This is a genomic window from Sulfitobacter sp. HNIBRBA3233 (assembly GCF_040149665.1).
Lineage (GTDB): Bacteria > Pseudomonadota > Alphaproteobacteria > Rhodobacterales > Rhodobacteraceae > Sulfitobacter > Sulfitobacter marinivivus.
On sequence record NZ_JBEFLP010000001.1, the window covers coordinates 938942 to 965862 of the forward strand.

The 26921-nt window shown below is 61.9% G+C and carries 26 protein-coding genes, 1 tRNA gene and 1 other RNA gene; 9 read left to right on the forward strand and 19 right to left on the reverse strand.

The window, feature by feature from the left end:
- Position 1: 1 nt before the first annotated feature.
- Complete coding sequence (locus tag ABMC89_RS04450) at positions 2–700, reverse strand: hypothetical protein (RefSeq protein ID WP_349565600.1); 699 nt, start codon at positions 698–700, stop codon at positions 2–4.
- A 229-nt stretch (positions 701–929) separates the two neighbouring features.
- On the opposite strand from ABMC89_RS04450, the gene ABMC89_RS04455 reads away from it, so the two are divergent.
- Positions 930–1757, forward strand: a complete 828-nt coding sequence (locus tag ABMC89_RS04455) for a hypothetical protein (protein ID WP_349565602.1) — start codon at positions 930–932, stop codon at positions 1755–1757.
- A gap of 33 nt (positions 1758–1790) precedes the next feature.
- Here ABMC89_RS04455 and ABMC89_RS04460 read toward each other — a convergent pair whose 3' ends face one another.
- Positions 1791–2414, reverse strand: a complete 624-nt coding sequence (locus ABMC89_RS04460; RefSeq protein ID WP_349565604.1) for a hypothetical protein — start codon at positions 2412–2414, stop codon at positions 1791–1793.
- Positions 2415–2819: 405 nt separating this feature from the next.
- Between ABMC89_RS04460 and ABMC89_RS04465 the strand changes: the two genes are divergently transcribed.
- Positions 2820–3008 carry a recombinase family protein gene (locus tag ABMC89_RS04465; RefSeq protein WP_349568513.1) on the forward strand — a complete coding sequence of 63 codons (189 nt, stop codon included), beginning with the start codon at positions 2820–2822 and terminating at the stop codon, positions 3006–3008.
- 102 nt (positions 3009–3110) lie between these two features.
- The gene (locus ABMC89_RS04470; protein ID WP_349565606.1) at positions 3111–4295 is read left to right on the forward strand and encodes a recombinase family protein; all 1185 of its coding nucleotides are present in this window, start codon (positions 3111–3113) and stop codon (positions 4293–4295) included.
- A gap of 339 nt (positions 4296–4634) precedes the next feature.
- Here ABMC89_RS04470 and ABMC89_RS04475 read toward each other — a convergent pair.
- From ABMC89_RS04475 to ABMC89_RS04540, 14 genes are all read right to left on the reverse strand, one after another.
- A tRNA-Ser gene (locus tag ABMC89_RS04475) sits at positions 4635–4724 on the reverse strand.
- A gap of 69 nt (positions 4725–4793) precedes the next feature.
- Complete coding sequence (locus tag ABMC89_RS04480; protein ID WP_349565608.1) at positions 4794–5513, reverse strand: alanyl-tRNA editing protein; 720 nt, start codon at positions 5511–5513, stop codon at positions 4794–4796.
- The gene (locus tag ABMC89_RS04485; RefSeq protein WP_349565610.1) at positions 5510–7972 is read right to left on the reverse strand and encodes a DUF3772 domain-containing protein; all 2463 of its coding nucleotides are present in this window, start codon (positions 7970–7972) and stop codon (positions 5510–5512) included. The genes ABMC89_RS04480 and ABMC89_RS04485 overlap by 4 nt, the downstream gene beginning before the upstream one ends.
- Positions 7969–9003 (reverse strand): cysteine synthase A, encoded by a 1035-nt coding sequence (locus ABMC89_RS04490; protein WP_349565612.1) that lies wholly within the window; start codon positions 9001–9003, stop codon positions 7969–7971. Before ABMC89_RS04490 ends, ABMC89_RS04485 begins: the two co-directional genes overlap by 4 nt.
- A 47-nt stretch (positions 9004–9050) precedes the next feature.
- Positions 9051–10157, reverse strand: a complete 1107-nt coding sequence (locus ABMC89_RS04495; RefSeq protein WP_349565616.1) for an NUDIX domain-containing protein — start codon at positions 10155–10157, stop codon at positions 9051–9053.
- Positions 10154–10594, reverse strand: coding sequence for a TrgA family protein (locus ABMC89_RS04500; protein WP_349565619.1), 441 nt, complete (start codon positions 10592–10594; stop codon positions 10154–10156). The genes ABMC89_RS04495 and ABMC89_RS04500 overlap by 4 nt, the downstream gene beginning before the upstream one ends.
- A 33-nt stretch (positions 10595–10627) precedes the next feature.
- Entirely contained in the window at positions 10628–11836 is a 1209-nt protein-coding gene (locus ABMC89_RS04505) for a class I SAM-dependent methyltransferase (RefSeq protein WP_349565621.1), read from the reverse strand.
- 64 nt (positions 11837–11900) lie between these two features.
- Positions 11901–13325 (reverse strand): cryptochrome/photolyase family protein, encoded by a 1425-nt coding sequence (locus ABMC89_RS04510; protein WP_349565623.1) that lies wholly within the window; start codon positions 13323–13325, stop codon positions 11901–11903.
- A gap of 65 nt (positions 13326–13390) precedes the next feature.
- Entirely contained in the window at positions 13391–14614 is a 1224-nt protein-coding gene (locus tag ABMC89_RS04515; RefSeq protein WP_349565625.1) for an aminotransferase class V-fold PLP-dependent enzyme, read from the reverse strand.
- 123 nt (positions 14615–14737) lie between these two features.
- On the reverse strand, positions 14738–16381 hold the full coding sequence (locus ABMC89_RS04520; RefSeq protein WP_349565627.1) for a BCCT family transporter: 1644 nt from the start codon (positions 16379–16381) through the stop codon (positions 14738–14740).
- Between the two features lie 202 nt (positions 16382–16583).
- Positions 16584–17570: an acryloyl-CoA reductase gene (gene acuI, locus ABMC89_RS04525; RefSeq protein ID WP_349565629.1), complete on the reverse strand. Its 987-nt coding sequence runs from the start codon at positions 17568–17570 to the stop codon at positions 16584–16586.
- Between the two features lie 178 nt (positions 17571–17748).
- On the reverse strand, positions 17749–18258 hold the full coding sequence (locus ABMC89_RS04530) for a DinB family protein (RefSeq protein WP_349565631.1): 510 nt from the start codon (positions 18256–18258) through the stop codon (positions 17749–17751).
- Positions 18255–18962 carry a DUF1326 domain-containing protein gene (locus ABMC89_RS04535; RefSeq protein ID WP_349565633.1) on the reverse strand — a complete coding sequence of 236 codons (708 nt, stop codon included), beginning with the start codon at positions 18960–18962 and terminating at the stop codon, positions 18255–18257. The genes ABMC89_RS04530 and ABMC89_RS04535 overlap by 4 nt, the downstream gene beginning before the upstream one ends.
- A gap of 3 nt (positions 18963–18965) precedes the next feature.
- Entirely contained in the window at positions 18966–19754 is a 789-nt protein-coding gene (locus ABMC89_RS04540) for a DUF2182 domain-containing protein (RefSeq protein WP_349565635.1), read from the reverse strand.
- Positions 19755–19980: 226 nt separating this feature from the next.
- Between ABMC89_RS04540 and ABMC89_RS04545 the strand changes: the two genes are divergently transcribed.
- From ABMC89_RS04545 to ABMC89_RS04570, 6 genes are all read left to right on the forward strand, one after another.
- Positions 19981–20334, forward strand: a complete 354-nt coding sequence (locus ABMC89_RS04545) for a DUF4345 family protein (RefSeq protein ID WP_349565638.1) — start codon at positions 19981–19983, stop codon at positions 20332–20334.
- Positions 20335–20684, forward strand: a transfer-messenger RNA (tmRNA) gene (gene ssrA / locus ABMC89_RS04550).
- A gap of 215 nt (positions 20685–20899) precedes the next feature.
- Complete coding sequence (locus ABMC89_RS04555; protein ID WP_349565640.1) at positions 20900–21382, forward strand: SspB family protein; 483 nt, start codon at positions 20900–20902, stop codon at positions 21380–21382.
- 67 nt (positions 21383–21449) lie between these two features.
- Positions 21450–22841, forward strand: a complete 1392-nt coding sequence (fumC, locus tag ABMC89_RS04560; RefSeq protein WP_349565642.1) for a class II fumarate hydratase — start codon at positions 21450–21452, stop codon at positions 22839–22841.
- A complete protein-coding gene (locus ABMC89_RS04565; protein WP_349565644.1) occupies positions 22838–23014 on the forward strand; it encodes a DUF4169 family protein in 177 nt (58 codons plus the stop codon). Before fumC ends, ABMC89_RS04565 begins: the two co-directional genes overlap by 4 nt.
- A complete protein-coding gene (locus ABMC89_RS04570; protein ID WP_349565646.1) occupies positions 23011–23244 on the forward strand; it encodes a ribbon-helix-helix domain-containing protein in 234 nt (77 codons plus the stop codon). The genes ABMC89_RS04565 and ABMC89_RS04570 overlap by 4 nt, the downstream gene beginning before the upstream one ends.
- Positions 23245–23293: 49 nt before the next feature.
- Here ABMC89_RS04570 and ABMC89_RS04575 read toward each other — a convergent pair whose 3' ends face one another.
- The 3 genes from ABMC89_RS04575 to ABMC89_RS04585 all read right to left on the reverse strand — a co-directional run bounded on the left by ABMC89_RS04575 (position 23294) and on the right by ABMC89_RS04585 (position 26856).
- Positions 23294–24187, reverse strand: a complete 894-nt coding sequence (locus tag ABMC89_RS04575; protein WP_349565648.1) for a fructose bisphosphate aldolase — start codon at positions 24185–24187, stop codon at positions 23294–23296.
- An 81-nt stretch (positions 24188–24268) separates the two neighbouring features.
- Complete coding sequence (locus ABMC89_RS04580) at positions 24269–25633, reverse strand: cytochrome P450 (protein ID WP_349565650.1); 1365 nt, start codon at positions 25631–25633, stop codon at positions 24269–24271.
- The gene (locus ABMC89_RS04585; protein WP_349565652.1) at positions 25630–26856 is read right to left on the reverse strand and encodes a hypothetical protein; all 1227 of its coding nucleotides are present in this window, start codon (positions 26854–26856) and stop codon (positions 25630–25632) included. Before ABMC89_RS04585 ends, ABMC89_RS04580 begins: the two co-directional genes overlap by 4 nt.
- Positions 26857–26921 lie beyond the last annotated feature (65 nt).

A 26921-nucleotide genomic window follows, 5' to 3' on the forward strand; every position in this document is an offset into this window, starting at 1 on the left:
CTCATCCACCGTCACCAAACCAAAGTTGCGTTATCGAAGGCTTCGCAGGCTTGCCATTTGAAATCCGGTAGAGCGTCACGGCCACCATACCATTCTGTTCCAGAGGGAGTGCGCAAACAGAATCGAACGAAGACATCGCCCTGTCATTCATCGCTTCGCATCTGATAGCTTTGGGATCATCTCCAAGATAGACAAAGACTTCATCTGCCCGGAAGGAATTTACAAGCAATGACAACTCTGTTGTCGCGGTCGCCTCATTCCAGATCGCAATGGCTGTCTCACCGGGAGAGGACGCACACTCGCCATTCGATATGCTTACAGCCAGATCATTTGGCTCCAGTGTTGCAAGCAAATCCTGATATGCTGAAGGGAACGGAAGCACCGCATTGCCACCAGCCCAATCGCTGGGAATATCATATTCATTGGACGCTTCATATAAGCCATCGCCGCTCCGTACTCTGGTACAGATCGTGCCACCAGCCCAGCCAGCGGGTAAATTGGAAGATAGCTGCAATTCATTCTGTTCTGGTTGGCGTGAACCATGACGCTGGGTGCCGACAACCACGACGCCTGAAATTTCTGCTGTATCGCGCAAAATTTCGTTAAACGGGTTGCTCTTCAGGACTAATCTATCGTCTGCTTGGGCTGACAAGGGCATCACAGCGAGGCATCCTAAAATGAACATCCGAAAAGCCACCATGCTTTGTCTCCTACGTTTCTCAGCCCTATGTGTAACAGCCCTGCATGCGTCCGTCATTGGTGTTGTTGCACAAACTGTAAGCGTACAAAATGGTTTGAACGAAAATGGCTTCGGCTGGATGTTTCGATCTGGTGGAACTTGTTATGCCGTGATGCCAAGACACGTTGCTGGTCCCCTCCCCCGTGTGACACTCACCTCAGCCGCTCCTGTGGCCAATGGTTCAGGGTCCGTGATCCATCCGTTCTGGCCGGGCTTGGACCTATCAATTGCGGTTGTCAGGGGCGGTATCGAAGCACGGTGTACTGAAACGCTTGATCGTCTTGATTTGTCACGGCGGGCAAACAGTGCGGCACGTGCAGAATTACATCGTCTTGATCCAACAGGCGAAGAAGAACGCATCGCCATCAGCTTGGAGCGCAAAAACTATCTGACGATTGATAGTGAGGTCGCTGCGACCGACGCTGAAGTATATCAGGGGACATCAGGTGCATTTGCATTCGTCGGTCAAGAACTAATCGGCATGGCGATCACATCTGATGATCCGAAGCGACTTGTGCTGATGAGGTCTGAAGAAATATTGATGAACGTGCGCCGTTACCTGTCCGAACAAGGCAATGCATTTGCTGCCGAAACCGCGCCGGCCCCCGCACAACAGGAAGGGGGATTTGCCTTGAACCTTGTTAGTGTATCTGCACCGCCGATATCGCCGGAGTTTGATGCACAGAACGTCCTTGGCGATGGTATGTATGTTTTCAGCCCGCAAAGAAATGCAGAGATCATCTTGCGTGTGGAAAGCGATGATCCGGTTGCCTTATCACGCATCCGGATTATGAGCCCCCAAGACAACGGTTACGCCGTTCCCCGTCGGGTTCTGATACTCACGGACGCACGATTGGAGGGTGACGGATACAGCGTGTGGACCCGTGGTGAGATCCCGCCAGATGGGAAATTCGATACCGGGCCGATGGCAATCCGAAATGCCCTTTGGATCAAAGTTATGATCCTGAGTGCATGGGGGAGCGGCGATATCGCTATTGGGGAGATTTCGGCCCAGTAAACGCGTCTAAAGCACGGTTCTTATACTGCTCAATCAGGGCAGCAATTGGATTGTTGAAGGGAAGCCTCCAGCAGTATTGTAAACCGAGGCAAAACCCTCAATCATACCTGCCTCGGAAAGCGAGCCTTGAAGTTTGAAATAGCCACCCGGTGCTGTCGCTTCGACACCCGCGTTCGAGACCTTGAGAAAGCAATCGTTCGCAGATCCACCTACGAAAAGATAACATTTCTTTTCGGTATCATAATCACCTACGGCATATGTGACACCGGCAACTCCTTCTGGCGAGACAGCAGCACCAGCTTCTTTCATGCTACTCTCATACCAACTGCTTTCGGCTGCTGATCCATCGACAATGATTGAAATTGAAGGCCCTGTTGCAAGATATCCCTCAAGTGTCTTCTGCCTTACATCCGGATCTGTCGACAGAAAGCCGGCCCGCGCGGCCATCGCGACCAGGCTGGAATCTTTGGTTCCCATCATGATCTCTATCGCTGCTAACTGACGTGCCGGATCAGGATCGTTCAAAAGCTCTGCATAAGGCCCGCTATTCTCAACTTTCTTATTCACCATAGCCAAGATCTCGTCCGGCGTAAGCACTTGGGCAGAAGCAAGGTTGGTTGAGGCCATGAGCAATAAGAAAGCAACGGTTCGAAGCATATGGCTGTAATCCTTTTACGGTTCTGTCCAAATTGATTTGCCCCAATAATTCCTTCAAACGGAAGTGCGCACAAGTACCAATCCAGACTGTCCCTTCTCATTTGGACACTTTTCCAAAGGCTGCTATCTGTGCGCATCCGACATTCGCATGCAGTGCAGCATGGGGCCTCGGTCTGCTACCGCCTGAATGGGCGCTTTTGCAATTCTGGCAAAGAACCTTCGCAACTGCAGGGAAATCCGGTTTCCGCCCGTTGTCTACAGAATAGCCAAGGTAACGAACGGCCCATAGCAGACGTTGCTCGGCGGCGCAGCGAACGGTAGTTTCGAGGGTGCTGTCAGACCAATTCGAACCAGTCTCAGTTCACCGCCAGATGTCGGAACCTATGCCGAACAAAGCTTGCGCCACTGTCAGCACTCCAGCGCCTCCTCACTGAAGTGGATGCGGGCCACGTCGACACGGTCGTGGTCTACAAGATCGACCGGCTGACACGCTCACTCATGGACTTCGCAAAGCTGGTGGAGCGGGCGGACAAGGCAAACTGCTCATTCGTCTCGGTCATCCAGGCTTTCAACACCTCGACCTCGATGGGCTGACTGACGCTCAACGTCCTGCTGTCCTTCGCCCAGTTCGAACGCGAGGTCACGGCTGAGCGCATTCGCGACAAGATCGCCGCCTCCAAGAAGAAGGGGATGTGGATGGGCGGATTGGTTCCTCTCGGCTACGACCCGCACCCTGATGCTGAGATCCGCAGCCTCGTGGTCAACCCGATCGAGGACGAGACTGTGACCGCGCTGTTCCATCTCTACGACACATTCGGCGCTCTCGGTGCAGTTGCCCGCGAGGCAGATCGCCTCCGCCTGCGGTCGAAGCGCCGCATCGACAAGGCCGGCAATCAGACAGGTGATCGCCGGTTCAGCAATGGCCAGATCCATCACCTGCTGCGCAATCCCCTCTACATCGGCCAGATCCGTCACAAAGACCAGCTCTGGCACGGGCAACATCCTCCGATCGTGGGTCATGACCTTCGGACCCGCGTCCAGGTACGGCTCGATGCCGCTTCCCGGAGGGGCCGCAGCCAGTCGACCTTGGGCACCCCTCCCACTGCCATGCTGGCCGGGAAGCTGCGTGATGAGTGCGGTGACCGCCTCACCCCCACACATCGCGTCAAGGGCAGTCGGCGCCATCGCTACTATGTCTCCAACCGCCTGATCGCAGGCGGCGTCGATCCTACTGGTTGGCGCTTGCCCGCGGCCAGCCTCGAGCAGTCAATCGCTGCCGGTCTTGTAAATCACCTTCAGACGCAAGCGCAAACGCATGCCCTGCTGAGCGAGCCGGATGCCAGCATCGCCGAGGCGCTTCTGGCGCGCGTCATGCTATTGACCGATCAACTCCGTGCGCACCCCGTCGAAGCCGCCGCCCTCATCACCGAGGTCAGGCTCATGCGCACCTCCCTCCGCATCACCTGCGGCTCAGATCCGTTGGCCGATCGGATCGGGGTCCAATCCGATAATCTTGCCCCCGCCGCCCTCGCCTTCGACGCGCCCTTCTCGCTGCGTCGCCGGGGCGTCGAAACCCGAAGCGTCAGCGGTGCTCTCACTGCCGCTCGAGATCCGACATTGCTGAAGAACCTCTCAGCCGCCCATGGCTGGATAAGGTCGCTGCTCGTCGGAACCCCAATCTCGGCGATCAACCCGAAAACCGGCCATGCCGAGTCCCATATCCGCACACGCTCCCAGCTGGCCTTCCTATCTCCCCGGCTGCAGGCCGAGATCCTCGCCGGCAGCCTGTCACCGGACCTGACCCTTAAGCGCCTGCTCGCGCGGTCTCTCCCGCTCGATTGGGATGAACAGGAAAAGCTCTGCGGCCTTCCTCCCCTCTGAGCGCAACTAAAAGGGCAGCAACCATTTTACCGGTCCTGAGACCAAGACCAGCTCTCTACATGCATTGAGGCTCTCGCAATTGCGTTCGCAGGTTCACTTCGCCGCAATACGCCAGGTTCCAAACCCCAGACCCGATGCAAAATTCCCTGTAGATTCCCTGTTAATGGCACCAGCGCAGAAAACCCGCTCTGCGATTTTTGGCCCGAGAGACGGGCCGCAGGAATGCCCCGATCCGCCGCTCCCAAGCGCGTCTCTATGGACGAACACGCGGCGCAAACCGCCGAAAGTGCGGGCAGAAATCGCGGAAACATCAATTTATGGGGAACACCCAGAGGTGCGTGGCGGACAGACAGGGATTCGAACCCTGGAGACGGTCTCCCGCCTACACACTTTCCAGGCGTGCGCCTTCGACCACTCGGCCACCTGTCCGTGGGGGGTCTTTAACAAAGGGGCAACCCGATGCGCAAGCCCCAAATCGCGCCCTGCCGCCCGGTCCGGTCAGCTTTCCAGATGGAGGTACATACGCCTGTTCATGCGGCCTTTTTTCTCGATCTTTCCCAGCCGCACATGTCCGATTTCGCCCGTCCGTGCAACGTGGGTGCCGCCGCAGGGTTGAAGATCGATCCAGTCTTGCTCTTCGCCGATGCGCACCAGCCTGATGTCTCCGCTGCCCCGCGGCGGCGCGACCGCCATCGTCTTGACCAGCTCCGGTGCCGCGTCGAGTTCGGCCTCCGTGATCCAGCCGTCGGTCACGCGGGCGTCAAGGTCGATATAGGCGTTCAGCGCCGCCTCAAGTTCCTCACGGTCCTGTGGCGCGTCGGGCATGTTGAAATCCAGCCGCCCGTGCGCCGCCGAAATCGCCCCGCCGGTAACACCGAAGGGCACCACAACCGACAGAAGGTGCAGCGCGGTGTGCACGCGCATGTGCCGGTGCCTGCGGTCCCAGTCGAGCGTTTGGCGCAGGTAGGTTCCCGCATGGGGCAAGGGGCGCGGCTCTGCCGGGACCAGAACGATATCGTCGCCTTCCCCCTTAACCGCCGTCGCGATGCTCAGCCGGTTGCCGTCCCATTCGACCCAGCCGCTGTCACCGGGCTGTCCGCCGCCCTTGGGATAGAAGATCGTCGACTCCAGCACGATACCGCCTTCGGGCGTCAGCGCCTTGACCCGGCCGTCGGCATCGCGCCGGTACGGGTCATCGCGAAACAGCATCGCCGTCACGTCATCTCACCCGTATCGGGGCGCGCGGCATCGCTGGGGTCCGTTTGCTGCTGGCTGTCGGGCTCGGCTGTGGCGGGCGTGGCAGTGTCCTTGCCGCCATCCTGGCGCAGAACCTCGGGGTTGCGCAGCCACACGTCGCGCTGCGCGAAGGGGATCTCGATCCCCTCCTCCGCGAACCGCGCCGCGATGGCGTGATTGACGTCACTCTTGACCGGCATCATCCAGTTCACGTCGCGCAAGAACATCCTGATCTCGAATTCCAGCGCATCGGCGCCGAAGTTCAGGAACAGAACCGCTGGCGCGGGATTGGCAAGCGCCATGGGCTGGGCATCCGCGATTTCCTTGAGGATTGCCTCGACCCGTTTCGTATCGGTGCCGTAGGCGACACCCACCGGGATGATGACGCGCCCGAGCGTGTTGCCGCGGGTGTAGTTCGTCACCGTGCCCGAGACGAGATCGGCGTTTGGCACGATCACATCCGTGCGGTCGAAAGTCTCGATCCGGGTGGAGCGGACCGAGATGTCACGCACATACCCCATCTGCCCGCCCGAAACCTCGATCCAGTCCCCTTCGGAAATCGGCCGCTCGATCAGCAGGATGATACCCGAGACGAAGTTCGAGACGATGTTCTGAAGGCCGAAACCGATCCCGACCGACAGCGCACCGGCAACGATGGCGAGCGAGCTGAGGTCGATCCCCGCGCCGGTGATGGCAAGCAGCGCGGCAAGGAAAATACCGATATACCCCAGGCCGGACACAATGGCGTTCTGCCCACCCTTGTCGATCTTCGTCTTGGGCAGGACGTTGGTTTTCAGCGCCCCCTGCGCGAGCCGTGTCAGCAGGTAGCCCGCGATAAAGATCAGCGCGAAGGTCAGGAAATCCGTGGGCGAGATGCGCGTCGTGCCAATGGCAAATCCGCGCTGGAAGGCCGCCCAGATCTCGGTCAAGTCCGAGACGCGTGCGCCCCAGATCAGCGCCAGCGCAGGCGCGGCAACCATCAGCAGGACCATCCCGAAGACAATGGGCATCAGCGCCTCGCGCGCGGCAGAGCCCTGCCCGGTCACGGCCCCGTAGACATCCGCACTGAACCGCTGCAACGCCAGTACAAGGCCCAGAATAATCAGCGTGGCAATGAACGGGAAAAGGAAGAAGTCGGCAGCGTTCTCGTATCCCGCCGCTTGCAGCAGCGGTGCCGCCACGGCCACCAGCAGCGCGCCCGTCCCCAGACTGCGCACAACACGCGCAAGGGTGCTGGCGCGGGTGATTTCCTCGTCCTCGTCCTGTACGACCTCGGCGCCGAACCGGCGCAGCAACTGGCCGATCCGGAACAGCGCGTAGCACATCACCACCGTGAACGGGAAAGACACGACCGTTCGCGCGGCGGCGCTTGCCTCGTCCAGCTCCAGTGTGATCCGTAGGATCGCATCGGCGATAATCATCACTGTGATCAGGCTGACCAGCCAACGCGCGGACCTGCGGTCGCTGTCGGACAGCTGCAACAGCGCCTCGTCCTCGTCGCGTGCAAAAAGCTGTTCGGACACCCAGCGGAACCCGAGGATGATCCCCCCCAGAATCGGGATCATCGTCGCGATCTCGTCACCGCGACTGCCCAGATACCCCGAGCGGATTGCGGCAAAGCTGAGCAGGGTCAGCCCGACGAAAGGCAGCGCGATCCGCAAAAGCGACACCACGAAACGCCAGACCCCCAGCCCGCGCGTCTCTGCCCGGCGCAGGCGCGCCACGATCAGCGTCGACCACTTGCGCCCCCGCAGGATCAGAACCAGACCCGCCACCGTCGCAAGCAGGATAATCGGCAAATTCTTCCGCAAGAGCTCGGCCTGCGCCTCGCGCTCTTCTTCGGTGCGGTCGGTATCCCAAAGCTCTTCGACCGCATAGACAAGCTCGGCCATGGCCTGCGGCCAGTAGACCGGATTGAGCGGCGACTCGATCACTTCCAGCAGGGCTTCGGTCTGCCGCGCGCGCAGGATGCTGTCGATCTCGCCGATCAGGCCATCCGCACGCGTATAGGCCGCGTCGGCCCGCGTCACGGGGGCCGTCAGCGTGGCCAGCTGCGCCTCGAGCTCTTTTCGCTGTGCGGCGACATCGGCAGCTTCGGGGGCGGCATCGTTCTGCGATGGCGTCGATCCGTCCGCGCTGTCGGCAGGCGCTTGGCCAAGCGCGGCAAGCTGGTCGCGCAGGCTGGCGATCCGATCGGAGTTTACGCTGCGCGCGTCGTTGAAATCTTCGCGGAAATCGGCAAGCCGCGACCGCAGGACTTCGAGCGTTTCGTTTTCGGTATCGGGATCGTCGACAGCTTCTTCGGCGCGGTTGGCCACGTCCTGCCAGAGCGCCATGTCGACCCCCGGCACGTCCTGTGCGGCAAGGGCACTGACGCACAGGATCCAAAGGCCCAGCAGCGCCGCTGCAAAGCCACCGGCGCGAACGATCCTCGCGGTCATACGTCCTCGAATACGGAAGGAAGCTCGGCCGGTTCGCGGTCCAGCCATTCGGGAACCGGAAGATCCTTTTCGCGCAGGAACGCAGGGTTGAACAGCTTGGACTGGTAGCGGGTGCCGTAATCGCACAGGATCGTCACGATCGTATGGCCCGGGCCCATTTCCTTGGCCATGCGGATCGCGCCCGCGATATTCACACCCGAGGACGCGCCCAGGCAGATGCCCTCATGCTCCAGCATGTCAAAGACCACCGGCAGCGCCTCGCTGTCGGGGATGTTGTAGGCGTAGTCCGGGGTGAACCCTTCGAGGTTCTTGGTGATGCGCACCTGCCCGATGCCCTCGGCGATGGAGGACCCCTCCGTCACGATTTCACCGGTCTTGTAATAGCTGTAAAGCCCTGCCCCATCGGGATCGGCGATACCGATCTTCACACCCTTGGGCTGCAGCGCAATTGCGGTGCCCGCAAGGGTTCCGCCAGAGCCTACGGCGCAGATGAACCCGTCGACCTTGCCGTCGGTCTGCGCCCAGATTTCGGGGCCGGTCGTTTCGACATGGGCCTGCCGGTTGGCAACGTTGTCGAACTGGTTGGCCCAGATGACCCCTTCGTTCGTCGTGCGCGCCAGTTCAGCGGCAAGGCGTTCGGAATAGCGGATGAAGTTGTTGGGGTTGCGGTAGGGCGCTGCCGGCACTTCGACCAGTTCAGCGCCAGCCAGCCGCAACATCTGCTTTTTCTCTTCCGACTGTGTCTCGGGAATGACGATGACCGTCTTGAAGCCCATGGACGACCCCACCAGCGCAAGGCCGATCCCGGTGTTGCCCGCCGTTCCTTCGACGATGGTGCCGCCGGGCTTGAGCGCGCCACGCGCGATCGCGTCGCGGATGATGAACAGGGCCGCGCGGTCCTTGACCGATTGGCCGGGGTTCATGAACTCGGCCTTGCCATAAATCTCGCAGCCGGTTTCGGCACTGGCCTGCCGAAGTCTGATAAGCGGGGTGTTTCCGACCGCATGTTCAAGATCGCGCGCTACGTGCATGGCATGGCCTCCGTTTCAGGGATGCAAATACCTCTATCCGCGCGAAATCAAGACCTCAACCGCTTACGGTGATGCGCCAGCCAATAGCACAGCAGCAAAAGCGGCGCATTCACCAGACGCTGGCCTTCGGCCATTTCCAGAAACTCAGCGAAATCAAACAGGTGCGACCGGATATCTTCGGCTTCGGTTTCCAGCCCGCCAACGCCGGTCACGGTATCGGGCAAGTCCGCCAACCCCACGAAAACGTGAAAGAAATCGGTCGTGCTTCCGGGGCTGGCATAACATTGCCCAACCTGCTCCAAACGCGAAAGCGTCAGCCCCGCTTCTTCCTGCGCTTCCCTGTGGGCGGCTTCTGCCGGCGTTTCACCGGGATCGACACGCCCTGCGATGGGTTCGTATTGCCAAAGCTCGGGATCACCGCGCCCCAGCGGGCCAACGCGCACCTGTTCGATCATCATCACCCGGTCGCGGACCGGATCGTAGGGCAGGACGAGCGAAGCGTCGGCGCCCACCAGATAGGACCGCTCCAGCCGCTCCGACATGCCGCCCGCGAATCTGCTGTGGCGCATCTCGACTTCGTCGAGGGTCAGGAAACCGCTGTAGGCCTTGCGCTGCGCGATGACCTCGACCTCGCCGTCAAAGGTTCCCTGCCGCGCGGACGCCCGACCGGCCAAGACCTTGGACCACGCGCGGGTGCGGATCTGGCCGAACCGCTGCGCGACCGTTTGCGCATCTAGGGTGCCGTAATACCCCATCACCTCGACCGCGGCATGGCACGACATTTCGCCCCAGTCCGCGACCCAAGCCTCCAGCGACCACGCGCCGGTAGCGGTCCACCTGTCGGGGGGCGAAACATAGACCTCGGCCGCCTGCCCGTCCGCCAACTCGACCGGCAGCAGATCATAGGCAAATCCGCCCTCGTAGAAATCCAGCCGCGCGATATCCGCCTTACTAAGGCCTCGCACCAGCAGGCCATGCGCATCGGCGCCCTTCTCGCGGACAAGCGTGGGAAAGGGCCCCTCGCTGACGCCGCGCACCGCGTAGCCGTTCAGGACCGCAGGCGCCATCCGCTTGGCATCCGGCGCATACCCCAGCACGATCCGCAAAAGCGGCGCATGACGCAAAGAGCCGTAGAAAAAGATCGAGCGGCTCACCGCCAGAGCTTTTTCGCCGTTTCGGCGAGCAATCCGGTAATGACCGCCCCGATCACGGCGGCAATCAGCACGGGTGCTGTCGCGATCGTATAGCCGAATTCGGAGGCGATGATGAAGATATTGGTCAGCGCCTCCATCGGCCCATCGTAGCGATTGCGCATCGCCAGCCGGAACATCTCGTAGGAGGCGTGGATGCCGAGCGCCCAGATGAACAGAACCGCCGTACCGGTGATGCCATTGTTGATGGCAGGGACTGTGCCGCGCCCTGCCCGCGGTCCGACAACCCGCCAGCCAACGGCCAGCCCGACGACCGCGTTGACGTAGTTGAACCAGCCGAAATCAGTGCCCTCCGGCATCAGCGGCTTGATGATTTCCGACAGGATCCACGCAAGGATCGCGAGGCAGACTGCGCCAACAAGGCTTGCGGCGGTGGGCATTTGGGCGGCTCCGTACTGGGCGGGGCGTCAAACTCAGCCCGGCTTGCGCACCGTAATCTGCGTCACATCACAATTTCCACTGTCAAAAGTCGCAGCGCAGGAAGTGAGGTAAAAATTCCACATCCGCCGGAACCGCTCGTCAAAGCCGAGTGCCGCGACCTGATCCCACTTCTCGTTGAAGGTCTCGTGCCAGCGGCGCAGCGTCAGATCGTAGCTTTTGCCGAACTCGACGGATTTCTCGACGCCCAGACCGGCATTTTCAACCTGCTGGCGCAAGGCGCTGGGGCTGGGCAGCATGCCGCCCGGAAAGATGTATTTCTGGATGAAATCGACACCGCGTTTGTAGACCTTCCAGCGGCGGTCGGCGACGGTGATGATTTGCAGCGTTGCCATTTTTCCCGGTTTAAGACGTTCCCGCAAGGCATTGAAATACGTGGGCCAATATCTTTCCCCAACGGCCTCGAACATCTCGATCGAGGCGATGCCGTCGTAGGAGCCGGTCTCGTCCCGGTAATCCTGAAGCTTGAATTGAACTTTGTCAGAAAGTCCCGCCTTTTCAATGCGATCCACGGCGTACTTGAACTGCTCTTCGCTGATGGTCAGGCAGGTCACACGCAATCCGCGCTCTTTCGCGGCATATTCCGCGAAACCGCCCCAGCCACAGCCGATTTCCAGAACGTGATCGCCGGGCGCGACACCCATCTGATCAACCATGGATTTGTACTTCTCGATCTGCGCGGCTTCGAGGCTTTGCTGCGGTTCGGAGAAGATCGCGCTCGAGTAGGTCATCGTATCGTCGAGCCACAGGCTGTAGAAATCATTCCCGAGATCATAGTGATACGAGATGTTCTTGCGCGCCTGCTTTTTTGAGTTGCGTTGCAGCCAGAAGCGCAGCTTCTCGTACCAGCGCACAAAGCCCATGCCGGGAAAGCCGTCGTAGAGTTCTTCGTTGTCGTGGTGGATGAAGTCCATGAAGGCCTGCAGGTCCGGGGTGCTCCACCAGCCATCGAGGTAGGCGTCGCAAAAGCCCAGATCCCCTTCGCGGATCAAGCGGGCGAACAGATCGTCGTTATGGATATCCAGCTCGGCCACGGGGCCGGGCTTTTGTCCCTCTGCACGGAACCGGCGACCGTCTGGCAGAACGAAATCTATGCGCCCGTGGCGCAGGTCTTTTGCCATGCCCATCACATGGGTGAAATATCGCGGCAGGTTTTTCTGCCCTTCCGTACTCGTCAAGATCATGTGCAGTCCTCAAAGGGGCTTTCCTCGGCTGTCAGTCTAAACTGACGCACGCGCGGACGGAACATCAAAAGTCCCTGTTTTCATATGCATCCAAGGCACGTTGCCGACCGGCACTTGGTTTCACGATGGCATCGGGATATTCGTCATCGGGTGCCATGTTCCAGCGCTGCGGTATTGCGGCGAAGTATTTCAGCGCGTCTTCGTGCGGATCGCTGTGCCCTTCGGCAATCCAGCGCCCCGCGTAGTCGCGGTTCTTGTCGAATTTGTCGAGTTGCGTCACGGGGTTGAACACCCGGAAATACGGTGTGGCATCCGGGCCGGAGCCCGCAGACCATTGCCAGCCCATCGCGTTGGAGGCCGGATCCCAGTCGATCAGGCAGTCCTCGAACCACTTCTGGCCGATTTTCCAGTGACACATCAGATGCTTGGTCAGATAACTTGCGACAATCATCCGGCCGCGGTTGTGCATGCGTCCGGTCACATACATCTCGCGCATGGCCGCATCCACAAAGGGCACGCCCGTGCGACCCTGCTTCCATGCCTTCACCTCGGCCAGCCGCTCGTCCTCGTTCCACGGAAAGCTGTCCCACTCCTCGCGCCAGTTCGCGTGGGTGATCCGCGGCGTGTGGTGCATCAGGTGATAGGCGAACTCGCGCCAGACGAGTTCTTTGAGGAAAGTCTCGGCGCCCTTCTTGCCCTCTTGCAGGGCCCGCTGGCCCGCATGCCAGCACTGATGGGCCGAGATTTCACCGAGCGACAGATTTTCCGACAGACAGGATGTTCCATCCACTCCCGGCAGATCGCGCGTGGTGTCATAGTCTTCGACCTTATGCGCCAGAAACGCGCCCAGACGGCTTTGGGCCGCATCCTCGCCCAGCTGCACGAAGGGCCGGACGATATCGGCGCCGCGCTGCATTGCCCCTGCCATGTTCCAGTCCGCCAGATCGTCGGACGCGGGCCATGTGTCGGGCGCGCGGATGCTGTCGGGGCGGTCCAGCGGCGTCTCGACCGCGCGGTCCTTCACGGCGCGCCAGAACGGGGTGTAGACCTTGTAGTAGCCGCCCTGCTTGGTCTCGACGGTCCAAGGCTCGAACATCAGGTGGCCACCGAAGGAGCGCGCGTCGATGCCGCGGTCTTTCAGGGTTTGCTTGATCGCGCTGTCGCGTTCCACCGCATCCGGATCGTACTGGCGCGTCCAGTAGACAGAGGTGGCCCCGGTCTCTTCGATCAGCGCCTCCAGCGCGTCCAGCGCCTTGTCCGCGCGCCGCAGGATCAGGCGGCTGTCCTTGCCCTGCAACCGTTCGGCGAAATGTTCTACCCCGAGGCCCAGCCGGAATTTCGGCGCGGCCCCCAGCCGTGCCACCTGCGCGTCGTGGATAAACACGGGAATGACGGGCCGCCCGGTGTCGCAGGCTGCTTTCAGGGCGGGATGATCGCTCAGCCGCAGGTCGCGGCGAAGCCACAGAAGGATCGGAGCATTTTCGGACATCGGCACCACGTTGCTATGCGTTTCCCCAGACCTAGCGCAGGTTTGGTCCGGTCAACCGCAGCGCGCTACAAAACGGCGTCGAGCGCTTTGAGCAACTGGTCGATTTCGGCATCGGTCGTGTAATGGGTGAAACTCAGCCGCAGCACGCCCTTGTCGGCGTCTACTCCCATCGCCTCCAGCGCCCTGCCCGCGTAGAAATCCCCACCGCCGGCCATGACACCGTGCGCTGCCAGCGCGCGCGCCGCCTCTTCGCCCGGGCGTTGCAGCGCCAGTGCCACGGTGGGCGCGCGGCCTCTTGCGTCTGCCGGACCGATCAGGCGCACCGAATTGCGGTCCTTCACCGCGTCGAGAAGCCGTTGTAAGAGCACGGTTTCGTGGCCGCGCATCAGGTCATGCGCAACCGCGCCACGGGCAGCGCCGCTGGCATCCTTGCATCCGTGGTGGGCCGCCAGTGCATCGACGTAATCCGCCATTCCGGCAGAGGCCGCCACCTGCGCATGATCAGGCCCCGCCGGGGTGAAGCGCTTGTAGAGCGTACCTGCGTTAAAGACATGCCCCTGATCGGGCAGCAACTCACCCAGCGCGCGGCGGATCACCATAAGCCCCTGATGCGGCCCGTAGGTCTTGTAGGCCGAGAACAGGTAGATATCCGGCCCCAGCGCGCCCACATCGACAAAACCGTGCGGCGCGTAGGACACACCGTCGACACAGACGAAGGCCCCCGCGGCATGGGCGAGAGCGGTGATTTCGGTGACCGGATTGATCTCTCCGACCACGTTGGAGCAATGCGGGAAGCAGACCAGCCGAACCTTGTCGTCTAGGATCTGTTCGAGCGCGTCGGGATCGAGGTGGCCTGTCTCGGGATCGATGCGCCATTCGCGCACCTCGATGCCCCGCTCGGCCAGACGGCGCCACGGTCCGGTATTGGCCTCGTGGTCCTGGTTGGTGACCACGATCGCCTCGCCGGGGGTCAGCATCTGGCCAAAGGCCTGCGCCAGCACATAGGTGTTCTGCGTGGTCGAGGGGCCAAAGCTCAGCTCGTCGGTGTCCACGCCCAGAAGGGCGGCCATGCGGCTGCGGGCCTCGTCCATCTCCTCGCCCGCGACTGTGCTGGCCGCATAGGGCGCATAGGGCTGCACCTTGCGCTGCGTGTAATACCGCATCAGCCGGTCGATGACCGGTTTGCAGGTATAGCTGCCGCCGGCATTCTCGAAGAACGCCTGCCCTTGCAGGGAGGGTTCGGAAAAGGCGGGGAATTGGGCGCGCACCCAGTCGATATCAAGTGTCATGGCCGCAGGTTTCACCCCGCAGCGGCAAAGGTCAAGGGACGACAGTGAACGCCCCGCGCAAGCGCACGAAAAAGGGCGGCGCGCACCCTGCGCACCGCCCCCTTTTCTCTTATCTTCCGGCGTTTACTTGGTGTTGGCCCGCTCGCTATGCAAACCTTTCAGGATGCAGAAGCACATCGCCAGCAGCACCACGGTAAACAACAGCCCGGTCGAGATCACCATCGACTGGAGCGATGCAAGCCCGCCGCCGATCAGCAGCGCAACAGCAACCGCGCCCTCGAAGATGCACCAGAACACCCGCTGGGGCATCGGCGCATCTACCTTGCCGCCCGCTGTGATCGTATCGATCACAAGGCTGCCGCTGTCGGAGGAGGTCACGAAGAACACGATGACCAGCACGATCCCGATGAAGGATGTGATCTGCACCAGCGGCAGGCCATCCAGCATCTTGAACAGCTGCAGCGGCAGATCCGCGTCCTGAGCGGCGGTATAGCCGTCATTCAGCACCTGGTGGATCGCGGTGCCGCCGAAGATCGACATCCACATGACGCAGACAAAGCTTGGGATCAGCAGCACGCAGACCACGAATTCACGCACCGTGCGGCCACGGCTCACGCGGGCGATGAACATCCCCACGAAAGGCGACCAGCTGATCCACCATGCCCAGTAGAACGCCGTCCAGCCCTGGCTGTAGTTCACGTCCGCGCGTCCGAACGGATTGGACAAGGCGGGCAGATACTGCACATAGGCAACAAGGCTGTCCCAGAAGAACGACAGCAGGAACGCGGTCGGACCGACCAGCAGCACGAAGAGCGCCAGAAGCCCCGCGAGACCCATGTTGATCTCGGACAGAATCTTCACCCCGCCATCCAGACCGCGCATCACCGACACCAGCGCCACCGCTGTAATGACGGTGATCAGGATCACCTCGGTGGTCTTGCCAAGCGGCACGCCGAAGAGCTCGTTCAGGCCCGCGTTCGCCTGCGTGGCCCCGAAACCCAGCGATGTCGCCAGACCGAAGAGCGTTGCGAAAACCGCGATGATGTCGATGATGTGGCCCGGCCAGCCCCAGACGCGTTCGCCCAGCAGGGGGTAGAATGCCGACCGGATCGTCAGCGGAAGGCCCTTGTTGTAGGAAAACAGCGCCAGCGCCAGCGCGACGGTCGCGTAGACCGCCCAAGGATGCAGCGCCCAGTGAAAGATCGTCGCAGCCATGCCCAGACGCACCGATGCGGCCTCGTCTCCGGTGGCGGCGCCCAAGGGTGCCCAGTCTGTGCGCAGACCGTTTTCACCGACCGATGTCTCGCCCATCGAGGTCGAGAAATGCGTCATCGGTTCGGACACACCGTAGAACATCAGCCCGATGCCCATGCCGGCGGCAAATAGCATCGCGAACCATCCCGGATACCCGTAGTCCGGCGTCGCATCGACGCCGCCCAACCGGACGCTGCCGTAGGGTGTAACGATCAGGAGCAGCGCAAAGATCACCACGATGTCCGCAGCCCCGATCAGGAACCAGTCGAAATTCTTGGTGGTAAAGTCGAACATGGCGGAGAACGCGCTCTCCGCCTGCGTCGGCAACGCCAGGGTGAAGAAAACGAAGGCGACGACCGCCAGCCCCGAAATCAGGAAAACCGGGTTGTGTATGTCAAACCCGAAAGGACCGATATCGCCTTCGACGTTATCCTGTCCGATCTCGTAATCCGTGGAGATAAGATCCGAATCGCCGTCCGGCGTCGGAATTCCCTCCGGTGTGCTATCTGTCATGACTAGATGCCCCCTCTGGTATTAAAATCAATCCGCAATGCAATGCGTGATTGTGGTCAAAGCTATTGCATAGGGCGCGGAAAGACACCCCCATGCGGGGACAGTTTCGACCCAAAAGTCGGGAAAACCGACGAAAACGACCGGTATACGCCTGTATCCCGGTCGCCTGGCGCCGCAGCGCCCGATCCGCGTGGACCGATGATCAGCTGTTTACGTCGACCACCACACGGCCTTTTACCTGACCGCCAAGGATGTCTGCGCCCAGCTTCGGCAAATCCGAAAGGGTGGCCGGAACGATCATATCCTCAAGCTTGTCCATCGGCAGATCCGTCGAGATCCGCTGCCACGCGCGCAGGCGGTTCTCGTAGGGTTGCATCACGCTGTCGATGCCCAGCAGGTTCACACCGCGCAGCAGGAACGGGATCACGGTGCCGGGAAAGGACGCACCGCCGGCCAGACCGACCGCCGCGACAGAGGCGCCGTATTCCATCTGCCCCAGCACGCGTGCCAGCATTTCGCCGCCCACGGCGTCGACACATCCGCCCCATGTCTCGCCTTCCAGCGGACGCTTGATCGCCTCGTTGATATCTTCACGAGCGACGATCTGATCGGCGCCGAGCGATTTCAGGTAGTCCGAGGTTTCCGGACGCCCCGTCACCGCAGCGACTTTGTGGCCGAGGTTTGCCAGAATGGCCACGGCGACGGAGCCCACGCCACCGGCGGCACCGGTGACCAGCACCGGACCTTTCTTGATCCCGTGATCCTCGAGCGCCATCACAGCCAGCATCGAGGTGAAACCCGCCGTCCCGACGGCCATGGCACGCCGCGTATCCAGCCCCTCCGGCAGCGGCACCAGCCAGTCGGCCTTGACCCGCGCCTTTTGCGTGTAGCCGCCCCAATGCGCCTCGCCCACGCGCCAGCCGGTCAGCACGACCTTGTCACCCGGCTTGTACCGGTCGTCGGCGGAGGCCTCGACCGTGCCTGCAAAATCGATGCCGGGGACATGGGGGTACTTGCGCACCAGCCCGCCGCCCTTCGGGCTCATGCACAGGCCGTCCTTGTAGTTGACGGTCGAATATTCGACCGCAACCGTCACGTCCCCTTCGGGCAGATCGTCAAGCTCAAGCTGCTGGACCGCCGCTGTTGCCTTGCCGTCTTCGTCCTGCGTCATCACGAGTGCGTTGAACATTTTCCGTCTCCTTTGATTTTCCTTCGGCCTTGTCGTCTGGCCCTTGATGGTCCGGGGGCCGGGGCGTGGCCCCGGTCCGGTTCTGCGGGCGCTATCCTACGCCCGGATTGTCCGCTCCGCTATCGCAGCCTGCAGCGGGTCGACGCTTCGACCCCGTCTCTTCCGTATTTCAGGCGGATCACGCATCCTCCGGCATGAAGATCAGATCGCTCACCGGCGGGGTCTCTCCCGCCTCGCTTAGCATCTGGTGGACCTGGCCGCGATGGTGGGTCTGGTGGTTGAACATATGCGCGATGCACATCGCCGTCGGCTGGCTGACTGTCCGGCCAAGGGTCGCGGAATGAAAGCTGAGCGTTCCGTGCAGATCGACGTTCGACAGGGTCTGCGCCCAGATCCTGATTCGCCCGTCGAGCCGGAAACGCGCGCCGTCCCAGTCGGACGGCGTGACCTTGAACGCGGTATTCTCGGCCGCCGGAACATCCGGTGCAGGCACGTCGCTGCACCAGCGGCTCATCCAGAGGGTATCGGCCCACAGGATGTGGTTGAGCGTGGCAAAGATCGACCCGAAGAACGCGCCACGATCCTGCCGCAGCGCCTTGTCGTCCATCCGCTTGATGGTGTGACGCAACTGGCTGTTCTGCCAGCCGTTGTAGCGCGCCATCGTCAGAACATAGCCCTTGTCGATCAAGGCTTGGGGCCTTTCCAGTCGATCGGGCATATCTCGGCGGATTTGCCGCCGAAGTCCCAAACCCGACCGTAATCGCGCACTTTGGATTTCAGACCGCGCGCCGCGATGATATCCGGCCCCATCCAGTATTTCGAATTCGAGATCATGACCGGATGCTCGGGATCCTTGCCGGCAATTGTCTCGATCTCGCCTGAGATCTTGCGCCCGATCTGGATCGCGCGGCGGTTTCCATCGCGTATGATCTGCACCGGCGCACGTTCGGCCCCGATGATCTCGGACACCAGCATGGTGAACAGGCCCGTCGTGCCGCCAGCCGCGCCCGAGAATATCTGCAAGATCCCGTTGTAGGCCTTGCCGCTGGCCCGTTCGTCCACGTAGGCGGCAACCTTCCAGTTGCCTTCGCCCATGCGCCCCGGAATATCGACCAAAAGCCCCACGTTGAGCCCGCCGAGGTCTTCGCCCTCGTAGTGGCCTTCGTCGATGGCGATCGCCATCCACGCATGACAGTGCCCTTCGGTCGGGGGGTGCGCGCCCAGGCTGACAACGCAGGGGCAGAAAACCTCGCACGAACAATTCAGGAAAAGCTCCCCCTTGATCGCCCAGTCCGTCGGGGTCGCCTCGCGCCGTTTCGGATTGGGCATGCGGCTGTCGATCCTCTGGCTGATCGGCAGCCTGTCGGCATCGCTGCGTTTATTGGTCGCCATTGGTTATCCTCCCGAAATGATGGGCCAGCCTGCCACGACGCCTGCGCCGAGGATCAGGGCGAAACCCATTGGTCTTGTTACAACGTGTCCGATTTGCGGCAGCTTTTCCAGCACCATAAAGAGCGTCGCCAGCCCCATCCACGCAAGGTTCATCACACCGCCCGCAAATCCCAGCGCCATGAAGCCCCAGCAGCAGCCCACGCAAAAGCCCCCCAGCCCCGAGCCCATGCGCAGCCCGCCCGCAAAACCGGTGCGCCAGTGGCCCAGAAAATACATCGCGGGCGCGTGGCACACGCCGTGGCAGACCTCCTTGGCGCGGGTGAACTGGAACAGGCCGACCGCCAGCAGCAGCGCGACCGCAAACCAGCGGGACGTCGCGATGCCCAGCATGTCGATCATCCCACCGAAGAGCAGCGCCAGTTGGAGCCCCGCCAGCCCCAGCGCCGCCACGAGCCATACGCCGAAGTATCCCGCGACCACGCCGGCCCATCCCGCGCGGGTGCCATTGGCGCTGACCATCAGGTCCTCGTAGGCGCGCAGGGTCGGCACCAGCGTCGGCAGCATCATCGCCGCCATCATCAGCGCCCACATCGACGCCAGCGGCCAGAATTCGGCCATCGGCATCTGCATGTCCATGCGCGGGTCCATCCGGCGCATGGCTTCGGCAATCCCGCCGGGCCGGCCCAGCAAATCCAGCCCCATATCAAGGCTCGCAACGGCCAGCATCCACCACGCGGCAAGGATCAGCCCGAAAAAGCCAAGCCAGAGCGTGGATCGCAGCAGATGGGGCATCAAGGACCGACCTCGTGGATGTTTCGAAGCGCTGAATTTCCGGCAGAAAAACCGGAATCACCCCAAGGGTAAATGCCAAACCCCCGAAAAGACGAAAAAACGCGATACGGCGCGGCACAGCCGTTGGCTGCCGGTGCCGCCTGCCCTGTGCGCTGCACCAATGCTGAACCAATTCGGTGTCACATGCGTTGAAGGGCAGACCACCCGCCGCCCGAAAGGACACACCATGGACCTGATTTCCGTCATCAACGTGCTGCTTGCCCTGTTTACCATCGGCTTTGGCGCCGTCGGCTGGCTGGCCCCGAAATACACTATGGACACGGTCGATCTGAAAGATACGGGGTCCTCGATGGGCACATCGGAAGTGCGTGCAGCCTCGGGCGCGCTATTCGTGATGGCGGGCATCGGCGCGCTGATCCTCGGCACGCCGGGCGCATATGCGATGATCGGCTTCATCTGGGCCGGTGGCGGTCTGGGCCGCATCACATCGCTGATCCTTGACGGGCAGACCCGCCGCAAGTGGATTTTCTTTGCCAGCGAGGTGGCGGTGGCGGTGATCGCGCTCGGCGTGAACCTGTAGCCCCTTGAAGAACGGCCGCAATTGACCTATCTCAGAGGTGTCCTTCGGGACTATGGACATAAACGCGCTCGTAATAAGCGGATCGGACCCGGGGGCGGTACCCGGCGGCTCCACCAAACATCCTTCATTTGGGGATCATGGGGCCGAAATAGGATCGACGAACGTCTAAAGGGGTTATGCTTTGTCTCGGCTGACTGCCACCGTTATCGGCGTAAAACGTACAATTGCAAATGACAATCGTGCACCAGTAGCGATGGCCGCGTAAGCGGTCGGAGCGACTGAAACTTAAGTCCTAGTGCTTTGCAGCGCTAGGCGGGGTTCGCAGGCACCTGGCAACAGAAGCCTGCATTTACACCTTCCCCGTTTTCCCGACCCGCGCGCCAGCGGGCGCAGACCCACCTGACGGGGCGGATCACATCATTTTGCCGCTGAAATGACTGTTTTATTTGCCATTTATCGCGTTCTGCACCGCGCGACGGGGGCTGTACCGCGACTTGTCTTCTGGCCCCTTTCGCTTGGATTAGAAATCGCTATGGTGGCTATAACGATCATACGGGGATGAGCGATGAGCCGCAGTATCGATTACGGAAACCTGATGCATGACGCCATGCGCGGCCTGATCCGCAAGGTACTTCTGGACGTTGCGGAAAACGGGCTGCCCGGCGCACATCACTTCTTCATAACCTTCGACACCAGCCATCCGGATGCTGAACTGGCCGACTGGCTGTCAGACCGCTATCCCAGCGAGATGACAGTGGTCATGCAGCATTGGTACGACAATCTCGACGTGACCGAAGAAGGTTTCGGCATCACGCTCAATTTCGGCGATGCGCCCGAACCCCTCTATATCCCTTATGACGCGATCCGCACCTTCGTGGACCCTTCGGTCGAATTCGGCCTGCGGTTCGAACAGCAGGGCGAGGATGACGAGGACGATACTCCGCCCGCGCCAAAGGACGGCAAGGCCAAGACCTCCACGTCGAAACCAGATACCGCGCCCGAGAAAAAAGCCGAAATCGTCTCGCTCGACAGTTTTCGCAAAACATAGGTTTGCGCGGCGGCGGACAGGCCGCTAAACAGCCCCTGACCGGAACATACGATCAGGAGCGCCGCACATGGCCGATACCCGCACCGAAACCGACAGCTTTGGCCCTCTCGAAGTGCCCGCAGACAAGTATTGGGGCGCGCAAACCCAGCGTTCGATCATGAACTTTCCCATCGGCTGGGAAAAACAGCCGGTGGCGATCGTGCGCGCGCTCGGCGTTATCAAGCAGGCCTGCGCCATGGCGAACAAACGCTCTGGAAAGCTGGACGAAAAACTGGCCGATGCCATCATCACGGCAGCCAGCGAAGTCGTATCCGGCAAGTTCGACGACAACTTTCCGCTGGTCGTGTGGCAAACCGGATCCGGCACGCAATCCAACATGAATGCCAACGAGGTCATCGCCAACCGCGCGATCGAGATCCTCGGAGGGGAGCTGGGCACGAAAGATCCCGTTCACCCCAACGACCACTGCAACATGGGGCAGTCGTCGAACGACACCTTCCCGACCGCGATGCACATCGCGACCGCGATGACCGCGCGCGATGTCACCCTGCCCGGCCTCGAGAAACTGCATGCGGCGCTGGCCGAAAAAGTGCGCGAATTCGACGGCATCATCAAGATCGGCCGCACCCACACACAGGACGCGACACCGCTGACGCTGAGCCAGGAGTTCTCCGGCTACACCCATCAGGTCGCCATGGGCATCCGCCGCGTAAAGGACGCACTGGGCCGCATTTACGAACTGGCACAGGGCGGCACCGCCGTGGGCACCGGCCTCAACACGGCCAAGGGATGGGATGTCGAAGTCGCCGCGAACATGGCCGAAATCACCGATCTGCCCTTCGTCACGGCGCCCAACAAATTCGAGGCGCTGGCCGCCCATGACGCGATGGTCGAGATGTCCGGTGCGCTGAAAACCGTTGCCGCGTCGCTGTTCAAGATTGCCAACGACATCCGTTTCCTCGGCTCAGGCCCGCGCTGCGGTCTGGGCGAACTGATCTTGCCCGAAAACGAACCCGGATCGTCGATCATGCCCGGCAAGGTCAACCCGACGCAATGCGAGGCGCTGACGCAGGTTTGCGCGCATGTCATGGGCAATGACGCCGCCGTCGGTTTCGCCGGCAGCCAGGGCCATTTCGAGCTGAACGTCTACAAACCGATGATGGCCTATAACGTGCTGCAATCCATGCAGCTTCTGGGCGATGCCGCATCCGCATTCACCGACAACCTGATTGTGGGTCTGAAGGCGGACGCCGACCGCATCGAACGCCTGATGCGCGAATCCCTCATGCTGGTTACGGCGCTCGCGCCCGAAATCGGCTATGACAACGCCACCAAGGTCGCCAAGACCGCGCACAAGAACGGCACAACCCTGAAGGAAGAGGCGATTGCACTGGGGTTTGTTGATGCCGAGACATTCGACCGCGTCGTGCGTCCCGAGAACATGATCGGGCCCAAGTGAGCACGCCGGTCAACCTCAACAAGGTCCGCAAGGATCGGGCGCGTCAGCAACGGCGCGCCCGCGCGGACGAAAACGCAGTGAAATTCGGCCGCACCAAGGCCGAGCGCCAGCGCGAGGCGGCCGAGGCGGACCAGAACATACGCAAGATCGACCAGCACAAGCGCGAGCCATGACGGCGCGGCCTGTCAAACATTCGGTCACGCTGCACGGACACCGCACGTCCATATCACTGGAAGAACCGTTCTGGCGCGAATTGCGCCGGATCGCACGCGAACGGGATACACCGATCAACGCGCTGGTGGCCGAGATCGACGCCGCGCGCGGGATGCAAAGCGGTCTGGCTTCCGCGATCCGGATCTTCGTGCTCGAAAATCTCAAGCAACGCGCGGACCGCTCGGGCTGAAGACCGCCACCCGGTCAGGGCGGCGGATTTCACGTTCCGAAAGGATCTCCTAGGCGATGGACGCCGCGTAGATCGCCTCGACATTGGCGGCGAGGGCGGCGTTGAATTCCGCATCCGACATTTTCACGTTCAGACCTTCCGCCAGTGCGCGGCTGAAGGATGCGATCATCTTGTGGTTCTGCGCCAGCAGTGCACAGGCCTCATCGGTCGAATATCCCCCCGACAGCGCCACGACGCGCACGACACGGGCGTGATCCGCTGCCGCATCGTAAAGCCCGGCTTTCGTGGGGATCGTCAGTTTCAGAATCACATCCACGCCTTCGGGCAACCCGTCGAGGTGTTCCATGATCCGGGCGTTCAGGATATCCTCTGCCTCGGCCTTGGAGTCGGAGTGGATGTTCACTTCGGGCTCGACGATCGGGACCAGACCCGCGGCGGCCACCTGACGCGCCACATCGAATTGCTGGGCCACCACATCGGCGATCCCCTTGGCGTCCGCGCGATGGATGAGCGAACGTTCCTTGGTGCCGAAGATCCCCTTTTCGTTGGCTTTCGCCAGCAATGCGTCCAGATCCGGCATCGGCTTGAGCATCTGGACCCCGTCGGCCTCATCCGCGAGACCCTTGTCGATCTTCAGGAAGGGCACCACGCCACGGTCTTCCCACAGCGCCTGCGCCGTCGGCTTGCCGTTCACCTCGCCATCCATCGTCCGCTCGAAGAGGATCGCGCCCAGCACCTTTTCGGAGGTGAAGGCATCGGCAGTGATGATCCGCGTGCGCATCGCGTGGACGGCTGCGAACATTTCGGCGTCGCCGTTGTAATCTTCGGGCTCGACACCGTATTGGCTCAGCGCCTTGGGGGTCGATCCCCCCGACTGGTCCAATGCGGCGATAAATCCGTTTCCGGTTGCGATCCGGTTGCGCTGTTCGTCTTTCGTGGCCATGGAACCTGCCCTTGTGCGAGTGCTGAAATCTGACAGTCTCTTAGAGGAAGCCCTGTCCATAATCCAGTCAAAGCCAGAGTGTTAACGCTCACGCCGCTCGATTTTCAGGCGAATGCCCCGATCCGAGCGCACCGTCAGATGTGCGACCGGAACCGGCGCGGGGCCGTCGGCGAGATCGAAGCGGAAATCGCGCAACAGCCGGCTGAGGATCAGCGGGCCTTCTATCATCGCGAACCCCGCACCGGGACAGACCCGCGCGCCCGCGCTGAAGGGGATGAAAGCGTCGCGCTGGCAGGCGCGCCCGTTCTGCGTATGCCAGCGGTCGGGATCAAAGCTGTCGGGCCCATCCCACAGCCGCTCGTGCCGGTGCAGGTGCCACGGGCTGACCACCAGTTGCGAGCCGCGTCTGACAGGCCGGTCGCGGAACCGCTCAGGGCAGCTGTTTTCGCGCACCATCATCGGCACCGGCGGATAAAGCCGCAGGGTTTCGCGAAATACATCACGGCTGAGCCGCAACTGCGACATGACCGCGAAATCGCAGGTCCCGAGCGCTTCGGCCTCGAGGGCAAGCCGGTCCTGCCAGTCAGGGTAAAGCGCCATCAGATAGAGGGCCCAGGCCAATGTCGATGCGCTGGTCTCGTGCCCGGCAAGAAAGAAGATCGCGACCTGATCGACCATCTCTTCGGTGCTGAAGGTGTCGCCGGTTTCGGGGTCGCGCGTGGTCATGATCTTGGTCGCGAGGTCGTCGGGCGCATCGCCCGCCGCGATTTCATCCGCGCGGGCGCGGGTCAGATCGGTAATCAGGCGGCGGATATGCGCGGCACTGCGCCGCGTGGTACGCCCGAAGGGGCGCGGCATCCAGCGCGGCAGCGGGACAAGTGCCGCAAGGTTCAGGATCGGCTGGCTGCGCTGGTAGCTGCGGAAGGCCTGAAAGGTCTCCTGCGCCAACCGGTGTTCAATGGGCAGCGAAAAGAGCGTGCGAAAGATGACGTCGGCGGCGGCGTGGCTTGCCTCTTCCTCGATCTCGACCTCGCGGCCCGCAAGCGCATCGAGACGCAGCGCCGCCGCCTCTGCCGCGTCCCACATCGCGGGGAATGTATCGCGCAGCCGCCCGCCCTCGAACGCGGGGTCGATGATCCGGCGCTGGCGTTTCCAGGTTTCGCCATTGGTCACGAAGACCGAGTTGCCCAGAAGCGGTCGCAGCCCCTCGCCCACCCGCGCGGACTTGGGGAAATCCTCGGGCCGGTCCTTCAGCACCGTACGCACAAGATCGGGTTCGTTGATCAGGTAGCTGCGGAAGAACGGCGTGCGGAACTCGGCCATCCACGCGCGGTAGAGCCGTCCGGGCTGCGCCGACAGGATATCCGCGCGAAACAGCCGTGCGTATTGCCACAGCGATACACGGTCCGGGCGACTGGGCGGTTTCGGCGGTATGGGCGCAGTCATCGGCTGGTGGCCGTGAACCGGTTGACGGGTTTTTCGATCCGCGACGCCGACGGCTTGCGGCCCGCATAGCGGTCCGCGAGTGTCAGCGGCCCTGCCGTGATCCGGAAATAGTCGTAGTCACCGGGCCGGTCGAAGGCGCAGAGATACTGGAAATGCAGGCGGAAGAAACGCCAGCGCAGCGCGCGCCACCGCTCCGGGCTGAGAGTTTGCGTAAAGGCCGCCGAGAAGACCAGCGGCCAGACCTTGTCCGGCGGGGCAACACCGCTGACCGCAACAGGATCGCACAGGGCAAAGGCGCAGCCGTCGCCGGGGGCGGTCACATCGACCCATGCGATGGCATGCTGTCGCGACAGAAATGCCAGATCGGCGCGCAGGCGGTAAGCCTCCGGCAGAAACGACACCATCGGCACGACCTGCCCCAAACTCAGAAATCCCAGCGCGGGACCATCGTGGGGAACCCTGCCCGCGCGCAGCAGATCGGCCAGCACGCTGACCCCCAGATGCGCGCCGGACGAATGGCCGACGACAAGCACCTCGTCGATATCGTCTTGCGACAGCGCGTCGGCAATGGCATCGGCGAACTGGCTGATCCGGGTCTCCAGCGCGGGAGGATTCGCCCCGCGCGTCGCCGCGCCAAAGGCGTAGTCATGCATGAGGTAATAGGCAAAGAACTTGCCGTCCTTGGCCTTGAACCACCGCAGCAGGCGCCACGCGGCCACCAGACCCAAGACCGCCGCCCCCGCCTGCACCGCGACACCGCCGCCCGCGAGGACAGCCGCCGCAATGACCGCCACCACAAGAAGAGCGGCAAGGGCGGCCTGCCCCAGCAGCATACCGACTGGATAGAGCGCCGCGATCACCGGCCCCTTGCGCAGGCGCATCAGCCGCCACAGCGCTCCCGTCGACATATAGACCCACGCGGTGCGCAGAAGTTGCCAGTAGGTCGCGGGAATCGAGGTGTTCATGCTGTCGCGCACGATGTCCGACCACACCAGGACATCCACCGAAGCATCCACAGCAATATCATCAATTAGCGCGTTGATATTCCAACCGTATCTTTCACCGCCCTGACGCGGCGACAGAGTTATCTCGTAGCCCGAGCATTCCGCCTGCGCGGCGCCCTCCTTGCGGTAGAGTTCACGGTAGCGGCGCGGATGGATCGGATCGTATCCCGGTATGTAGAAAACCCGCCGGCGGGCGACGGTGGCGGAATTGCGGGGCATCTTGCTGCTGGGCCTCTGGCGGTTTTACCCATGCTAACGCGGGTTTCCGGCCAAAGTAAGACATT

Excerpts from the sequence above, each read along its gene's own strand:
- ABMC89_RS04490 (WP_349565612.1), bottom strand. The coding sequence starts at position 9,003 with ATGCACGTAGCGCGCGATCTTGAACATGCGGTCGGAAACACCCCGCTT.
- ABMC89_RS04555 (WP_349565640.1), top strand. The coding sequence starts at position 20,900 with ATGAGCCGCAGTATCGATTACGGAAACCTGATGCATGACGCCATGCGC.
- ABMC89_RS04585 (WP_349565652.1), bottom strand. The coding sequence starts at position 26,856 with ATGCCCCGCAATTCCGCCACCGTCGCCCGCCGGCGGGTTTTCTACATA.
- ABMC89_RS04500 (WP_349565619.1), bottom strand. The coding sequence starts at position 10,594 with ATGCCCACCGCCGCAAGCCTTGTTGGCGCAGTCTGCCTCGCGATCCTT.
- ABMC89_RS04460 (WP_349565604.1), bottom strand. The coding sequence starts at position 2,414 with ATGCTTCGAACCGTTGCTTTCTTATTGCTCATGGCCTCAACCAACCTT.
- ABMC89_RS04520 (WP_349565627.1), bottom strand. The coding sequence starts at position 16,381 with ATGACAGATAGCACACCGGAGGGAATTCCGACGCCGGACGGCGATTCG.
- ABMC89_RS04510 (WP_349565623.1), bottom strand. The coding sequence starts at position 13,325 with ATGTCCGAAAATGCTCCGATCCTTCTGTGGCTTCGCCGCGACCTGCGG.
- ABMC89_RS04545 (WP_349565638.1), top strand. The coding sequence starts at position 19,981 with ATGGACCTGATTTCCGTCATCAACGTGCTGCTTGCCCTGTTTACCATC.
- fumC (WP_349565642.1), top strand. The coding sequence starts at position 21,450 with ATGGCCGATACCCGCACCGAAACCGACAGCTTTGGCCCTCTCGAAGTG.
- acuI (WP_349565629.1), bottom strand. The coding sequence starts at position 17,570 with ATGTTCAACGCACTCGTGATGACGCAGGACGAAGACGGCAAGGCAACA.
- ABMC89_RS04575 (WP_349565648.1), bottom strand. The coding sequence starts at position 24,187 with ATGGCCACGAAAGACGAACAGCGCAACCGGATCGCAACCGGAAACGGA.
- ABMC89_RS04515 (WP_349565625.1), bottom strand. The coding sequence starts at position 14,614 with ATGACACTTGATATCGACTGGGTGCGCGCCCAATTCCCCGCCTTTTCC.
- ABMC89_RS04570 (WP_349565646.1), top strand. The coding sequence starts at position 23,011 with ATGACGGCGCGGCCTGTCAAACATTCGGTCACGCTGCACGGACACCGC.
- ABMC89_RS04535 (WP_349565633.1), bottom strand. The coding sequence starts at position 18,962 with ATGGCGACCAATAAACGCAGCGATGCCGACAGGCTGCCGATCAGCCAG.
- ABMC89_RS04485 (WP_349565610.1), bottom strand. The coding sequence starts at position 7,972 with ATGACCGCGAGGATCGTTCGCGCCGGTGGCTTTGCAGCGGCGCTGCTG.
- ABMC89_RS04580 (WP_349565650.1), bottom strand. The coding sequence starts at position 25,633 with ATGACTGCGCCCATACCGCCGAAACCGCCCAGTCGCCCGGACCGTGTA.
- ABMC89_RS04540 (WP_349565635.1), bottom strand. The coding sequence starts at position 19,754 with ATGCCCCATCTGCTGCGATCCACGCTCTGGCTTGGCTTTTTCGGGCTG.
- ABMC89_RS04505 (WP_349565621.1), bottom strand. The coding sequence starts at position 11,836 with ATGATCTTGACGAGTACGGAAGGGCAGAAAAACCTGCCGCGATATTTC.
- ABMC89_RS04450 (WP_349565600.1), bottom strand. The coding sequence starts at position 700 with ATGGTGGCTTTTCGGATGTTCATTTTAGGATGCCTCGCTGTGATGCCC.
- ABMC89_RS04470 (WP_349565606.1), top strand. The coding sequence starts at position 3,111 with ATGGGCGGATTGGTTCCTCTCGGCTACGACCCGCACCCTGATGCTGAG.